The 13,693-nt window shown below is 68.5% G+C and carries 19 protein-coding genes; 8 read left to right on the forward strand and 11 right to left on the reverse strand.

Annotated features, from left to right (window positions below; genetic code table 11):
- Positions 1 to 16: 16 nt before the first annotated feature.
- From atpH to GKE82_RS07485, 8 genes are all read right to left on the reverse strand, one after another.
- A complete protein-coding gene (gene atpH / locus GKE82_RS07450; protein WP_107569248.1) occupies positions 17 to 547 on the reverse strand; it encodes an ATP synthase F1 subunit delta in 531 nt (176 codons plus the stop codon).
- Between the two features lie 2 nt (positions 548 to 549).
- Entirely contained in the window at positions 550 to 1,137 is a 588-nt protein-coding gene (atpF, locus tag GKE82_RS07455; protein WP_107569246.1) for a F0F1 ATP synthase subunit B, read from the reverse strand.
- A gap of 6 nt (positions 1,138 to 1,143) precedes the next feature.
- A complete protein-coding gene (gene atpB, locus GKE82_RS30360) occupies positions 1,144 to 2,406 on the reverse strand; it encodes a F0F1 ATP synthase subunit A (protein ID WP_304503267.1) in 1,263 nt (420 codons plus the stop codon).
- The gene (locus GKE82_RS07470) at positions 2,403 to 2,849 is read right to left on the reverse strand and encodes a hypothetical protein (protein ID WP_154732868.1); all 447 of its coding nucleotides are present in this window, start codon (positions 2,847 to 2,849) and stop codon (positions 2,403 to 2,405) included. Before GKE82_RS07470 ends, atpB begins: the two co-directional genes overlap by 4 nt.
- Before the next feature lie 172 nt (positions 2,850 to 3,021).
- Entirely contained in the window at positions 3,022 to 3,993 is a 972-nt protein-coding gene (locus GKE82_RS07475) for a hypothetical protein (protein WP_107569238.1), read from the reverse strand.
- Between the two features lie 43 nt (positions 3,994 to 4,036).
- Positions 4,037 to 4,174, reverse strand: a complete 138-nt coding sequence (locus GKE82_RS28055) for a hypothetical protein (RefSeq protein WP_230316114.1) — start codon at positions 4,172 to 4,174, stop codon at positions 4,037 to 4,039.
- Positions 4,171 to 4,422, reverse strand: coding sequence for a cupin domain-containing protein (locus GKE82_RS28060; RefSeq protein WP_309233484.1), 252 nt, complete (start codon positions 4,420 to 4,422; stop codon positions 4,171 to 4,173). Before GKE82_RS28060 ends, GKE82_RS28055 begins: the two co-directional genes overlap by 4 nt.
- Positions 4,423 to 4,424: 2 nt before the next feature.
- Entirely contained in the window at positions 4,425 to 5,345 is a 921-nt protein-coding gene (locus tag GKE82_RS07485) for a hypothetical protein (RefSeq protein WP_154732869.1), read from the reverse strand.
- Positions 5,346 to 5,444: 99 nt separating this feature from the next.
- Between GKE82_RS07485 and GKE82_RS07490 the strand changes: the two genes are divergently transcribed.
- Positions 5,445 to 5,783, forward strand: a complete 339-nt coding sequence (locus tag GKE82_RS07490; protein WP_154732870.1) for a TetR/AcrR family transcriptional regulator — start codon at positions 5,445 to 5,447, stop codon at positions 5,781 to 5,783.
- Here the strand turns inward: GKE82_RS07490 and GKE82_RS07495 are convergent, their stop codons facing one another.
- Positions 5,784 to 7,109, reverse strand: a complete 1,326-nt coding sequence (locus GKE82_RS07495) for an IS256 family transposase (RefSeq protein WP_196189050.1) — start codon at positions 7,107 to 7,109, stop codon at positions 5,784 to 5,786.
- 242 nt (positions 7,110 to 7,351) lie between these two features.
- Between GKE82_RS07495 and GKE82_RS07500 the strand changes: the two genes are divergently transcribed.
- Genes GKE82_RS07500 through GKE82_RS07510 form a run of 3 tightly spaced genes read left to right on the forward strand, consistent with a single transcriptional unit; the run spans position 7,352 to position 8,866 of the window.
- The gene (locus GKE82_RS07500; RefSeq protein ID WP_154732871.1) at positions 7,352 to 7,765 is read left to right on the forward strand and encodes a hypothetical protein; all 414 of its coding nucleotides are present in this window, start codon (positions 7,352 to 7,354) and stop codon (positions 7,763 to 7,765) included.
- Complete coding sequence (locus GKE82_RS07505) at positions 7,766 to 8,557, forward strand: SHOCT domain-containing protein (protein ID WP_154732872.1); 792 nt, start codon at positions 7,766 to 7,768, stop codon at positions 8,555 to 8,557.
- Between the two features lie 45 nt (positions 8,558 to 8,602).
- Complete coding sequence (locus GKE82_RS07510) at positions 8,603 to 8,866, forward strand: hypothetical protein (protein ID WP_154732873.1); 264 nt, start codon at positions 8,603 to 8,605, stop codon at positions 8,864 to 8,866.
- Here the strand turns inward: GKE82_RS07510 and GKE82_RS07515 are convergent.
- Both GKE82_RS07515 and GKE82_RS28065 read right to left on the reverse strand, forming a co-directional pair.
- Positions 8,844 to 10,169: an IS256 family transposase gene (locus GKE82_RS07515; protein ID WP_154732000.1), complete on the reverse strand. Its 1,326-nt coding sequence runs from the start codon at positions 10,167 to 10,169 to the stop codon at positions 8,844 to 8,846. The two genes, GKE82_RS07510 and GKE82_RS07515, sit on opposite strands and share 23 nt — an antisense overlap.
- A 113-nt stretch (positions 10,170 to 10,282) precedes the next feature.
- The gene (locus tag GKE82_RS28065) at positions 10,283 to 10,474 is read right to left on the reverse strand and encodes a hypothetical protein (RefSeq protein WP_154732874.1); all 192 of its coding nucleotides are present in this window, start codon (positions 10,472 to 10,474) and stop codon (positions 10,283 to 10,285) included.
- 487 nt (positions 10,475 to 10,961) lie between these two features.
- On the opposite strand from GKE82_RS28065, the gene GKE82_RS07525 reads away from it, so the two are divergent.
- The 4 genes from GKE82_RS07525 to GKE82_RS07540 all read left to right on the forward strand — a co-directional run bounded on the left by GKE82_RS07525 (position 10,962) and on the right by GKE82_RS07540 (position 13,604).
- Positions 10,962 to 11,240 (forward strand): hypothetical protein, encoded by a 279-nt coding sequence (locus GKE82_RS07525; RefSeq protein ID WP_154732875.1) that lies wholly within the window; start codon positions 10,962 to 10,964, stop codon positions 11,238 to 11,240.
- A gap of 248 nt (positions 11,241 to 11,488) precedes the next feature.
- Positions 11,489 to 11,815, forward strand: coding sequence for a hypothetical protein (locus tag GKE82_RS07530; protein ID WP_154732876.1), 327 nt, complete (start codon positions 11,489 to 11,491; stop codon positions 11,813 to 11,815).
- Positions 11,812 to 12,111 (forward strand): helix-turn-helix domain-containing protein, encoded by a 300-nt coding sequence (locus GKE82_RS07535; protein WP_154732877.1) that lies wholly within the window; start codon positions 11,812 to 11,814, stop codon positions 12,109 to 12,111. The genes GKE82_RS07530 and GKE82_RS07535 overlap by 4 nt, the downstream gene beginning before the upstream one ends.
- A gap of 185 nt (positions 12,112 to 12,296) precedes the next feature.
- Positions 12,297 to 13,604: a site-specific integrase gene (locus tag GKE82_RS07540; RefSeq protein ID WP_196189103.1), complete on the forward strand. Its 1,308-nt coding sequence runs from the start codon at positions 12,297 to 12,299 to the stop codon at positions 13,602 to 13,604.
- Positions 13,605 to 13,693: the final 89 nt, after the last annotated feature.

Genomic DNA, 13,693 nt, shown 5'->3' on the forward strand with positions numbered 1-13,693 from the left:
CCTGAGTGGACGCGACCTAGGCGGTCGCGACCTGCTTGCGAAGGGATTCGAGACGCGTCCGGATCGACGCGTCGAGGATGTTGTTGCCGACGCGCATGACGATGCCGCCGATGACGTCGGGGTCGACCGTGGTGGTGAGCGCGACCTTGCGGCCGGTCTGCTCGCCGATGCGGGCCGAGAGCTGCTGCACGAGGGCGTCGTCCAGGGCGATCGCGGAGGTGATCTCGACGGGAAGGAGCTTGTTGGCGTCCTCCCACAGAGCGTCGTACTCGCGCCGGATGCGGAAGATCACCGGCATGCGGTGCTTCTCGACCAGCAGCTCGAGCACATTGCTCACGATCGGCTCCGCATCGGACACCGCGCGGCGCAGCCCGTCCAGCTTCTCCTCGGTGGAGAAGTAGGGCGAGAAGAGGAAGACCTGCAGGTCGCGGTTCCCGTCGACGGCGTCCGTGAACGCGCCGAGCTGGTCCCGGACGACCTCGGCCTTCCCCTGGGCCTGCGCGACCTCGTACAGGGAGCGGGCGTAGACGCGGGCGATCTCTTCCATGTCTAGCTGTTCCGCTCCCCGCCGAGGGCGGAGAAGTCGAGCTCGGAGAGGGCCTCCTCGACGAGCCGGCGCTGGTCCTCCTCGGTCAGCGTCTTGCGCGTGACCTTCTCGGTGGCCAGGACGGTCATCGCGGCGACCTCCTTGCGGACCTCCTGCAGGGCGCGCAGCTGCTCCTGCTCGATGTCCTTCTGGGCCTGGGCGACCTTCTCCTCGCGCTCGGCGCGGCCGGACTCGACGAGGGAGCGCTTCTCCTCCTCGCCGGCCTTCTGCGCACGCGCGACGATGTCGTCGGCCTGGACGCGGGCATCGGCCAGGCGCTGGCGGTACTCCTCCAGCAGCTGGTTGGCCTCGGCCTTGGTGCGGTCGGCGGACTCGATCGAGTCCTCGATGAGCTTCTGCCGCTTGTCGAGGGCCTCGGCGATCGCCGGGAACGCCAGCTTGTAGAGCAGCGCCATGGCGACTCCGAAGATGACGAGGGTCCACACCATCAGGCCGACGCCGGGCTCGACGAGGAAGGACCCTCCCCCCTCGGCGGCCTCGGCGCCACCTTCGGTGGCGGCGAGGATCGTGGTGGTGACGGCGGAGAGCATCGCGACCTAGAGGAAGAACGCGATGAGGCCCGCGACGAGGCCGTAGAAGAAGCACGCCTCGCAGAGCGCGAAGCCGAGCCACTGGATCGAGGTGATCTCGTCCTTCATCTCCGGCTGACGGGTCACCGACTCGATGACCTTGCCGAAGATCTGGCCGATGCCGATGCCGGCGCCGACGGCACCGAGGCCGCCACCCACGCCGAGGGCGATCGCGCGACCGGCGTTGGCGCCGTACGCCTCGGGGTCGGCTGCAGCCTGCGCGAGCACGGTGATGGTGCTGAGGTCCATGGTCCTGATTCTCCTTGGGGGTTTCGTGCGACGAGTGAGGTCTCGGGCCTGCGGCGACCGGGGCCGCCCCAGGTGGGTCCCGGGGTCGGTTAGTGGTGGTCTGAGGTCGCCCCGCCGAGGTAGATGGCGGTGAGGGTGGCGAAGATGAAGGCCTGCAGGGTGGCGACGAGGCCGACCTCGAACATGAAGAGGCCGACGGCCATCGGGAAGGTGACGATGCCGAGCGCCTCGATGCCGAGGGAGCACGACGAGCGCGCCGCCCATGAACAGGATGATGAGGTGGCCCGCGAGGATGTTCGCGAAGAGGCGGACGCTCAGCGAGATCAGCCGCATGAAGTTCGACATCAGCTCGAGGACGAAGACCATCGGGACGATCGCCTTCGGCACGCCGGCCGGGATGAAGCTCCGCATGTAGCCGCCGAAGCCCTTGGTCCGGATGCCGACCGCGTTGTAGATGATCCACACGAGCAGCGAGAGCGCGAGCGGGATCGAGAGGTTCGCGGTCGCCGCGTAGAGGGCGAAGGAGGGGACGTCGAAGCCGAAGATGTCGACCTTGTGCGCCGTGTTCGTCGGCAGCGGGATGTAGCCGAGCATGTTCGAGAACCAGATGAACAGGAACAGCGCGGCGATGAACGGGAACCACTTGGCGGCGACGCTGTGGTCCATGTTCTGCTTGGTGATGTTGTCGCGCATCGTGGTGTACGCGAGCTCGACCAGCGTCTGGACGCGGTTGGGCTTCTGCTTCATGCGGCGGGCGACGTAGATCATCGTCGCGCACATGAAGATCGCGGCGACGAGGACGTACATCGTGGCCTTGTTGAAGGCCAGGGGCCCGAGCTCGAACCAGGTGTCGAGCTTGAACTCCTCCTGCGGCTGGAAGAAGTCGTTGTCGGTCCGCGAGAAGCCGAAGATCGCGACGAACAGGACGATGACACCGACGTAGATGCCGAGGCCGATGCCGACTTTGGCTTTGGTCGTCATGACGGGGAAGCGTTCCTCTCGAACGAGCGTGCGAGCAGCGAGTTGGCGAAGTAGAGCGTGAAGGCGGCGAAGACGAGGACGGCGGCGGCGAGCCCGTCCTCCCGCTCTCCGGCGGTTCCGACGGCGAGGATCGTAAGGCCCACGAGCCACGCGCGTCCGATGACGCCGCCGAGGTTGTATCCGATTGCGGCGCGGACGTCCTCGCGGGTGGCCGCGCGCCGGGCGAGCGCGAGCTCGAGGACGCGGTTGAGGACCCACACGCCGGCCCCGGCGAGGATGCCCAGGACGGGCGCCCCGAGGAGGCAGACGACCGGCGCCGCCATGACGATCAGGACGATGTCGGCGAGCCGCAGCGGGCTCGTCCCCAGGCGGGGACCGCCCGGGGTCGGCTCGGGGGCCGACGGGTCGGACGGGGCATCGATCATGAGTTCCTGATGGGGCATGGGAGGTGCGGCGCTGCTCCCTGGACGTGCGAAGCCCGCGCAGCGCGCGGGCCGTGACACTCCACCTTCGGGGACAGCGGAGGAGTGCCACCCACACCCTACCTGATCCGCCGAGCTTGTAACAACATTGTGACACTCGGCGCGAGCGCGCCGGGCGACGGACCGCCGTCGATCAGCGACGGGCGGCGCGCTGGCGGGCGATCAGCACCCGCTGACGGCGCAGCAGCCCGTCCAGGACGGTGAACGCCGGGCGCGGCCCGCGCGGCCCGATCAGCGCGCTGTCCCAGCTGTCCTGCGGGCTGATCGTGTCCCAGTGGTAGAGGTAGACGCGCGAGATCCGCCGGCTCGTCCCGGCCAGCCGGTCGAGCACGAACCGCGTGACCCGCGCGGCGTGCTGCGTCCCCTCGGTGAACCCCACGGTCTCCTTGCGGCGGTTGCGCCGGGCGACCAGTCCGCCGGTCTCGGTCAGCCACACGTCGCCCTTGACGGCGCGCAGCAGCGAGCGGGTGCGCGCCGTCGACATCCGGTTGGCGTCGACGTAGTTGTGCAGGCCCCAGATCTTCGGCTCGACCCTCAGCGCGCGGCGCAGCTGCCGGGTCCAGCGGATCATGTTCGGCATGTCCAGCAGCTCGGCCGGCAGGATCGTGCAGCGCGGGCAGGCCTGGCGCAGCTTGCGGTAGTAGGCGGCGACGAGCGCCGGCCGGGTGCAGGTCGGCTGCCCGCAGTGGTTGGGCTCGTTCCAGACCGCGAACGTCGTCGCCCACGGGTAGCGCTCGCGGAACCGCTGGAACTCGTACTTGAACCGCTCGGGCGTGGGCAGGACGCGCCGACGCCCCTCCCCTCGCGAGTTCGAGAACGTCACGAGCACGCGCGAGCGCGCGCGGCGCGCCGCGCGCATCCAGGCGTCGACGTCCTGGGCCTGCCAGTCGATCGTGCGGACGTCCCACGGGACGACGATGCGCGCGTCGCGGACGCCCAGCTCCCCGAACAGCGGGTCGGTGAACATCCCCGGCTTCTGGTCGCCGATGCCGACGGTCAGGCTCGGGCGCAGGGCGTGCGCGGGCGTCGCCGCGGCGGCGGCGAGGGCGAGGCCGAGCGCGCAGAGCGCGACGACGGAGCGGAGTGCACGGGGGAACGTGGGCATGCGGCTGCGGGCCCCGGCGGTCCTGCCCGGGGTCCTGCAGCTTCTAACGCGCGGCGGACGGAGGGGTTGCGCCGGTGAGGACCGTGTCCTCGTGCGAGTAGGCGGGAGCGCAGCAGCACAGCAGCACGAGCGGCTCCTCGCCGTCGCACCAGAGCTGGTGCTCGATCCCGGGCGGGATCACCGCGCAGTCCCCGGGCCGACCTCGCGCGTCTCCTCCCCCACCCGCAGCCGGCCACGGCCGGCCGTGAAGTAGTAGAGCTCCTCGGAGGTGCGGTGGTAGTGCGCGATCGTCTCGCCGCCGACCGGCACGGTGGCCTCGGCGAGGCTCTGGTTGCGCGCGGGCGTCCACGACGGCCCGCACAGCTCGCGGATCGTGGACCCGTCGAGGGTCGTGAAGGTCTCGCGGTCCGCGAGGTTCGCGACGTGCACGGTCAGCGCCCGAGCTGCTTGCGCAGCAGGGCCAGCGCCGGGCGCTCGCGGCCGTCCGGGCCGATGAACGCGGAGTCCCACGAGTCGTTCGGGGAGGCCGAGTTCCAGTGGTAGAGGTACATCCGCTCGATCCGCGGGCTGAGCTTCGCGATCGTCTTGAACAGGTAGGACGTCGCCTTCGCGGCGTGCGCCTCGCCCTGGCCCTTGAACGTCGCCTTCGAGAACGCGGAGCGCCGCGCGACGACGCCGCCGACCTCGGTCAGCCAGACCTTGCCCTTGACGCCCTTCAGCAGCTTCTTCGTCGAGGTCGTGCGGAAGTTGTTCGCGTCGGAGTAGCTGTGCAGCCCCCAGATCTTCGCGGGCTTCTTCAGCGCCTTCTCGACCTGCCGCGCGTAGCTGACCATGTTCGGGTTGTCGAGCAGGTCGCCCGCGAGGATCTTGCAGCCCTTGCACTCCTGCTGCAGCACCTTCGTGTAGGAGGCCAGCAGCTGCGGCTTGCGGAACGTCGGCTGGCCGCCGTCGTTGGGCTCGTTCCACGCCGAGTACGCCGTCACGAACGGGTAGCGCTGGCGCAGGTAGCGCACCGCCTTGCGGTAGGCGGCGACGCTCGGGGCGCCCTTCTTGCGGGTGCGCGCGTTGCTCGAGCGCTCCATCGTGATCAGCGGCGCGATGCCGTCCCGGGCGGCGCCCGCCATCCAGGCGTCGAGGCGCGCGAGCTGGAACGGGTTCGTGCTCACGTCGAAGGGCACGAAGTAGCGCGCGGTCTTCAGCTGCAGCGCGACGAAGCGGGGGTCGGCGAACATGTCCGGCTTCTGGTCGGCGATGCCGATCAGCGGCTTGGCCGACGCCGGGCTGGGCAGCGCCGCGAGCGCGCTGAGGGACAGCGCGGCGAGGACCGCGACGGACAGGCTTCGGAGGCGCATGCGGCCGACATGTTTCCCGACGCGTCGCGCTGATGCAACCTCGAAGCGGCTTGACACCCCGTCAATGGACGCGCGGGGCGGTGGTAGGCTGCCGCGCCGATGGCCCGGACCGTCGACGACCCGTCCCCCAAGCGCGCCGCGATCCAGGCGGCCGTGCTGCAGGCCACCGAGGACCTGCTGGCCGAGGGCGCCTCGTTCCCCGACCTGGGGATCGAGCGCATCGCCACCCGCGCCGGCATCTCGCGGACCGCGTTCTACTTCTACTTCAAGGACAAGCGCGAGCTGCTCGCGCGCCTGACCGAGGACCTCAGCGACGAGCTCTACCGGCAGGCGGACATCTGGTTCTCCGGCGGCGAGGACCCCCACCAGGAGATGCACGCCGCCCTCACCGCGAGGATGTCCCGGTCGCCGTGGAACTTCTCGGCGGCGGTTCGGTGATCAGTGAGCGGGTGCGAGCGTAGCGGCCGGCTCGGGGGTCGTGGTGGACATGGTCGGCGAGGCGGTTGCGGAGCGTCGGGCGGCGAGGTCGCGCTCGACGGCGATCGTGAGTGTGGCGAGGTGGTCGACGCCGATGATTTTCCGGAACTGCTGTTCGGCTTCGAGCATGCCGGCGGCGGTCCATCTGAGGCACATGTCGCCGGACTGCCAGCGCTTCACGTTCCTGGAGGTGCGGCGGACGAACTCGATCATCGACTCGATCGGGTTCGTCGAGGCGAGGGTGCGGCGGAGTTGCTCGGGGCAGCCGAGGCGCTGCAGTGTGAGCGTCTCGGGGAGGCCTTCGCGCAGCGACGCCGCGGCTCCGGGATGGGAGTGGGCGAGTTCGTCGGCGAGCCGGTTGAGGCCGTCGAGCGCGAGCTCGTAGTTGGACTGCTTCCAGGCGGTGCGCAACCTGCGCTTGACGAGGTCGCGATCGGCCTCGGGGAGGTGGTCCAGGACGTTCCTCTCCTTGTGGCGGATGCATCGCTGGACGGGGACCGGGCCGAGGACCTGGTCGACCGCCGCGCGCAGCGCCTTTCCGCCGTCCAGGACGACCAGGACGCCCTGGTCGAGGTCCAGGCCACGGTCGACGAGGTCGGCGAGGAGGTGCCGGGCGACCGTCTGGTTCTCGGTGCTGCCGTCCCAGAGGCCGAGCGGGACCTTCACCCCATCGGTCGTGACCCCGAGGGCGACGACGCAGCAGCGGCCTTTGAGCTCGATCCCGTCGAGCATCAGCGCCGCCAACCGCACGTCGCCCAGGTCGCGCGACATGAGCGCGCGCAGGTGCTCGGTCGTGCGCCCGACGAACTCGCGGCTGACCGCGCTCTTGGAGGTCGACCGCTCGGCCGCGGTCACGTGCTCGCCGACCGGCTCCCGGGTGCGCGCGAACCGTCGCGTGGAGACGCCGGCGAGCATCTGCTCGAGCACGACCCGGGTGAGTGGGTCACGGTCGGCGAAGTGCGCGTAGGTCTGAAGGCGGATCTCGCCGCTGCCGTCAGCGGCCCGCACCCGCGGGCGTTGCACGCCGACACGCCGGCCGCCCAAGGTGACCTCGCCCGGTTCGTGGCCGTGGCGCACCGCGACGCGGTCCGGGTCGCGTCGGCCTTTCGGGCCGACGACCTCGGTGACCTCTTCTTCCATCAGCGTGTCCAGCACGCCGAGCCCGACGCCGACGCTCAACGCCAGCAGCCCGTCCTTGGCGGCATTGACGAGCTCTCCGAGCGCCTCCTGCACAGCGGGCGGCAGCGCGAGCTCGCGGCCGTCGGGGTCCTGCTCTACGTTCCTCACGGCGGTTCTCCTGTCTCGGATGGACTTCAAGCACCCGTCACGCTCCCAACGGGAGCGGACGAGGCGGGAGAACCGCCGCCTACAAAGTTCTACGAGCTACGGGACAACCTCCCGCAGCGCGCGCAGGCGTGCAGCGAATGCGGGGAGCGGGTCGTCCACCCGCAGGACTTTCTGGTCCGGATAGAGTTCCCGCCAGGACTGATCGGTCCTGTTCGTTGCCTACTCAGGAGATGGGGAACCACATGCGCAAGGGCGCGATGCTCGCCACGATGTTGGCGGTTGGCCTCGGAGCTGGCACAAGCCCAGCCGATGCCAAGGTCAAGCTGAAGGTCACTCCGAAGACGCCCATCGTTGACGATGCCATCACGGTGTCGTTCAAGACCGACCGAACGCTGAAGAAGGGCTACCACTACAGCGTTGCCCTCATCGGACGATCAGGCTCCAACTGCTCGTCGTTCGTCGTCAAGGACTCGCAGCGCAAGCCCAAGAAGGGCAAGTCCATGTCCTTCTCGCTCAGCCCCTTTGACGACAAGCTTGCCGAAGCCCCTGAGTGGTGCCAGGGCAAGGCCAGCATCACCGTGAGCATCGACAAAGACGGCACGAACAAGGGCAACATCGTCGGCATCACCGAGATTCGCTTCGTCGCGAAGCCGTAGATGCCCGAGAACGACGCGAGCCCGCCTCCCGAGTGGGCACCCGGCGCAGAGTGGCGTCCCGATCCCGAAGGCGAGGCCGACTTCCGCTGGTGGGACGGCGAGAAGTTCACCGACCACACGGGGAACCGGCGACCGGTCGCAGCGCCCACCCCGGCGACTACTAATGAGGATCCGCTGAAGGCTCGCGTCATCGGCAAAGCCAACCGCCCAGCGCTCGAAGAGATCCGGCGGCAGTGTAGGCCGGACGAGCTTCCCGAGTTCATCGCTGGCGAGACAGCCGGAGGCGTGTTGGCAGCCTTCGAGGACCGATGCATCGTCATCAAGAAGGGGGTCGTGACGAACCTCATGGCCGGCTCGCTCGGTGGCGGTCGCGTCACCGTGTTCCCGTACAAGCAGGTGACCGGCATCGAATACAACTCCGGCTTCGTGAACGGCTCGTTGGAGATCCTCACCGCGAGCTACCAGGGCACCGCCAACAAAGACTTCTGGCGCGGCACGTTCTCCGGTCGGAACGCGAACTCGAACGACCCCTACACGCTGTCGAACACGCTGCCGTTCACCAAGCAGTTCTACGAGAAGATCCGCCCGAAGGTCCAGTGGATGCAAGAGCGCATCACCGAGGCCCATCAGCAGACGATGAGCGATGTCGGACTACGACCGCCCACCGCAGCGGCTCCCGCCGTCAGCGTGGCCGACGAAATCAAGAAGCTCGCCGACCTCTATGCGGCAGGTGCGTTGACCGACGACGAGTTCGCGCACGCGAAACGCACGCTGCTCGAAAAGCCCTCATAGCCGCGATATCGCAGGGATGTCAGGGGCAGACGGCACAATGACCTTATGCCGGAGCCCCAGAACCCGCCTTTCCGTGGCCGTCGCCCTCGTCATCCCGGCTTTCGCCGTGTCCACCGTCTCACGGTCCAGCTCGGCGGCCCCGAGTACGACGTGATCAGAGAGGAGGCCGAACGTCAAGGCTTGGCGATGGGGGCAGCCGTGCGGGACTTCGCCGTTCTGGCCGCCTTGCAGGAGAAGGGCGAGGATGTCCCGTTCGCCGTGGAACTTCTCGGTGGCGGTCCGGTGATCAGTGAGCGTGTGCGAGCGTAGCGGCCGGCTCGGGGGTCGTGGTGGACGGGGTCGGTGGCGTGGCTGTCGCGCGGCGTTCGGCGAGGTCTCGTTCGACGGCGAGGGTGAGGTTGGCGAGGTGGTCGACGCCGATGATCTTGCGGAACTGCTGCTCGGCTTCGAGCATGCCGGCGGCGGTCCATCTGAGGCACATGTCGCCCGACTGCCAGCGCTTCACGTTCCTCGAGGTGCGCCGGACGAACTCGATCATCGACTCGATCGGGTTCGTGCTGGCGAGCGTGCGGCGCAGCTGTTCGTGGCAGCCGAGCCGCTGCAGGGTCAGCGTCTCCGGGAGGCCCTCCCGCAGCGACGTGGCCGCCCCGGGATGCGACCGCGTGAGCTCGTCGGCGAGCCGGTTGAGGCCGTCGAGCGCGAGCTCGTAGTTCGACTGCTTCCAAGCGGTGCGCAACCTGCGCTTGACGAGGTCGCGATCCTGCTCGGGGAGGTGGTCCAGGACGTTTCTCTCCTTGTGACGGATGCACCGCTGCACCGGGACCGGGCCGAGGACCTGGTCGACCGCCGATCGGAGCGCCTTGCCGCCGTCGAGGACGACGAGGACGCCCTGGTCGAGATCGAGGCCGCGGTCGACCAAGTCGGCGAGCAGATGGCGGGCGACCGTGGCGTTCTCCGTAGAGCCGTCCCAGAGGCCGAGCGGGACCTTCACCCCGTCGGTCGTGACGCCCAGCGCGACGACGCAACAGCGCCCTTTCAGCTCGATCCCGTCGAGCATCAGCGCCGCCAGCCGGACATCGCCGAGGTCGCGGCTCATGAGGGCGCGCAGGTGCTCGGTCGTGCGGCCGACGAACTCGCGGCTGACCGCGCTCTTGGAGGTCGACCGCTCGGCCGCGGTCACGTGCTCGCCGACCGGCTCGCGGGTCCTGGCGAACCGCCGGGTCGAGACGCCGGCGAGCATCTGCTCGAGCACGACCCGGGTGAGCGGGTCGCGGTCGGCGAAGTGCGCATAGGTCTGAAGACGGATCTCGCCGCTGCCGTCGGCGGCCCGCACCCTCGGGCGTTGCACGCCGACGCGCCGGCCGCCGAGCGTGACCTCGCCCGCTTCATGGCCGTGACGAACCGCGACACGGTCCGGGTCACGTCGGCCCTTCGGTCCGACGACCTCGGTGACCTCCTCTTCCATCAGTGTGTCCAGCACGCCGAGCCCGACCCCGACCGACAGGGCCAGCAGCCCGTCCTTCGCAGCGTTCACGAGCTCGCCGAGCGCTTCCTGCACAGCCGGGGGCAGCGCAAGTTCGCGGTCGTCGCGGCCCTGCTCTACGTTCCTCATGGCGGTTCTTCCTTCCTCGTCGTGGATGACTTCGCACTCGCCACGCTCCCAACGGAAGCGGACGAGGCGGGAAGGACCGCCACCTACAAAGTTCTACGAGCTACGGGACAACCTCAGAAGGGCCGCCGCGGCACGCTCGAACTTCCCCGGTGACTGACGACAGCATGACCCGGCTGCTGAGCGGCGCGCTCCCGGTCGAGGGGCGTGATGTGAGCACGGTCATGCACGAGTTCATCACCAGGGCCATGAACGACGGGATCACCGGCGACGAGATCGACCACGCGCGGATCGCTGATCGCTTTCACGCCGTGTTCCCTGGGACGGCTCACGACGGCCTAGAGGCGATGTCGCGACGGATCACGGACCGCCACGCCGACACGACGGTCGGGCGACTCCATCGCCATGTGCGAAACGTTCAAGACCTCGCGGACCGGGTGCTGTTCAAGCCGGCGTCCCACCGCTTCGTGCTCAACACGATGTGCGACATCCAGACGAAGAGCAACAAGGCCCCGTTCGCGGCGAGTTACCGGCGTGTCGCCGACGATGCAGGCATGGGCTTGACCGCAACCACGTCCGCGCTCTCGCGGCTCGTAGATGCAGGGTGGCTCGCGAAGCACGGTCGGAAAGGCTCGGGCACCACCCTCTGGACCGTCGAGATTCCGCCGTGGTCAGCGTTCGCGACCGTCGGACGGGACAGTAGGCCGACGACGTTTGATGGGGGGGCGTCGTTTGCTTACTGTCACGTCCCACGACGCTTTCCGTCATCACGGGCTGCATCACGCAGCCCGACTTGTGTTCGACGCGCTTCAGCATTTCAGCAAGGCGGCGACCCTCCAAGAGCTTGCGGACCTCCTTCACCGACAGCCCCGGTCGATCAGGAAGCAGCTAGTCAAGCTTGCAAGCCACGGGCTCGTCCGCGAGGTTCGGCCTGGTCGCTGGATCGTCGCCCAGGACATCACCGATGCGAAGCTCGACACCATTGCCGCCCGCCTCAACGTCACCGGCACGGCAGCGCGCCAGCGTCGCCGTCACGAGCGCGACCGCGAGGCGCACCAGCTCCGCCAGAAGTAGCCGGACGCAGGCCCGAGGGCTATCACCATAAGCGGAGCTGATATTGGGGCTGGTCCCCGGATCAGCAACGGTCGTTTGATCGTGGTCAGGCACCGCCGCTACCTTGTGACCACAACGTCATCACCGCCTGTGTAACGGAGCACCGCACCCGAGTCGAGCGCGCCAGCCAGCGCCGGTACGAGTTCGTCAGGGACGCGGACGAGAAGACCCGCAGGGTCCGCAGACCACATCGAGCCGAAGGAGGCCCAATGCCGTCTACCCCTGCCCGCACTGAACACGAGCACGTCCGCGTCTCCGCAGACGAGCGGCTCGCTGTCCGCGCCGCCGCCACCCGCCAAGGCGTTTCGACGTCCACGTTCATCCGCAACGCCACGGCACGCGCAGCCAGGGCCGTCCTCAAGCAGACGGAGGATGGCGGCCTCGTCGTCGGCCTGGTGCTCGCACCCGAAGAAGCAGAACGTCTCGACCGACTCGCTCGAAGCCAGAGCCTGACCCGTGCCGACGCGATCCGTCGTCTGATCGCGGACGCCCCTGACAACCCGTTCATGAGCGCCTTCGTCGGCCCAAGCCGATGAGCACGACACCTAACCTGCCCACGCTCGGCACCCTCGCCCTCGACGCGAGCACCTGCATGTTGATCGGCGAGGTCATCGCGCGGCACATGCCGACGTACATGACCTATGCGGACAAAATCGGGGACGACCCGTGGCTCGACGCTGAGGGCGCGGCCCGCCATCTGGGGATCACCGTCGATGCGGTCTACAAGCGCGCTCGACGCGGCGACATCCCCGCTCACCAGGACAGACCTGGTGCTCGGTTGTTCTTCGACCGTCGCGAACTGGACGCGAGCCGTCGTACGGGCCGGAGGTAGGACCGACGCGGCGCTGCCACGCCGCTATCACGTTCCCGAAATCACCGATGAACACTGGGCGATCTCGACGAGACGCTAGTGACTCAATAGAACATGAGGTAGCCTCGTGTGGACAACACAAGTGGGGCGGCACCGGCTGCAACCGGCCCGCCCCGTGGCTACTTCGACACAGGAGGTCGAGCAGCATGAACAAGCCTACGGGCGTCGCGCGCGAGCGCGTGAAGGAAGGCATCTGGCGGCGCAAGAACGCCAAGGGTGCATGGGTCTACGAGATCGTCTTCCGCAACACGGCGGGCAAGCAGATCCGCCAGACCGTCGGGACGCGACTCCGCGACGCCGAAGCCGCGCTCGGCGAGGCGAGGGCCAAGACCCGCAAGGGCGAGCACATCGCCCCGGTGGATCGGAACCTGACGTTCGCCATCGCGGCGGAGAAGTGGTGGACCGAGCGGGCGCAGTCGCTCGCTCCGAAGACGCAGGCCGTGTATCGGTACGGACTCGACGTCCACTTGCTTCCGTACTTCGGAGCCATGCGCTTGTCGGACGTGAACGTGCGCAGGGTGTCCGCCTTCGTCGCGGCCATGAAGACCGCCGAGTACCGGCGCGAGGTCGACCAGCGAGTGAAGGAGCGCAAGACACCGGACCTCGCGATCACGACCGGCTACAGCGTGCAGACGATGAAGTCCGTGCTCATCCCCTTGTCGCGTGCGTACGACTTCGCCAAGCGCCACGACATGACGACGGCTGAGAACCCGGTGCGCGCTCTGATGGACGATGAGCGTCCGGGCTACAAGGCTCGCAAGATCAAGAAGCCCAAGCTCAACCGCGAGCAGCTCGACGCGGTGACCGCTGCGGCGGCGTCGCCCCACCGCGAGGCCATAGCCACGGCTGCGGCGCTCGGCACACGCAAGGGCGAGACGCTGGGCCTCCGCTGGGGCGACATCGACTTCGAGCGCAGAACGGTTCGCATCGAGCGCCAGGCCAACGCCAAGGGTGAGTTGGTTCAGACGAAGACGCAGACGTCCGAGCGCGTGATCGAAGCGCCGGACTTCCTCATGTCGATGTTCGCGGCGATGAAGCTCAAGACCGAGCACGCCGCCGACGACGACCTGATCTTCTGCACGAAGACCGGGCGTCCCATCGGTCACGGCAACATCCTTGCCCGTGGCCTCTACCCGGCGCTTGAGCGCGCCGGCCTTCCGCAGATGTCCTTCCACTCGCTGCGCCACACGCACGCTTCGTTGTGGATCAAGGACGGCGGCGACATCGTCAGCTTGTCGCAGCGGCTCGGGCACGCATCGGTTCAGGTGACGATCTCGACCTACGTCTCGGAGATCGCCGAGGCCAACGACGACCGGGTGCGCCGCGAGCACGTCGAGCGGATGTACGAGGGCACAAAGATGGCAGCGATGCTGGCAGCCAGCGACGGCGACAGCCCGCCAGAGACGGCCACAGACGCCGAGGCCGAAGTCGTCAAGATCCGAGGCGTGGCCTAGAGATGACCACCGACGGCGACAGCCGATCTCCAATCATCAAGTAGCGCCTCGCGGCGATACGAGCTTCGGCGAGGGCCCCGCGGTTGCGG

Source organism: Conexibacter sp. W3-3-2, assembly GCF_009707605.1.
GTDB classification, from domain to species: domain Bacteria; phylum Actinomycetota; class Thermoleophilia; order Solirubrobacterales; family Solirubrobacteraceae; genus Paraconexibacter; species Paraconexibacter algicola.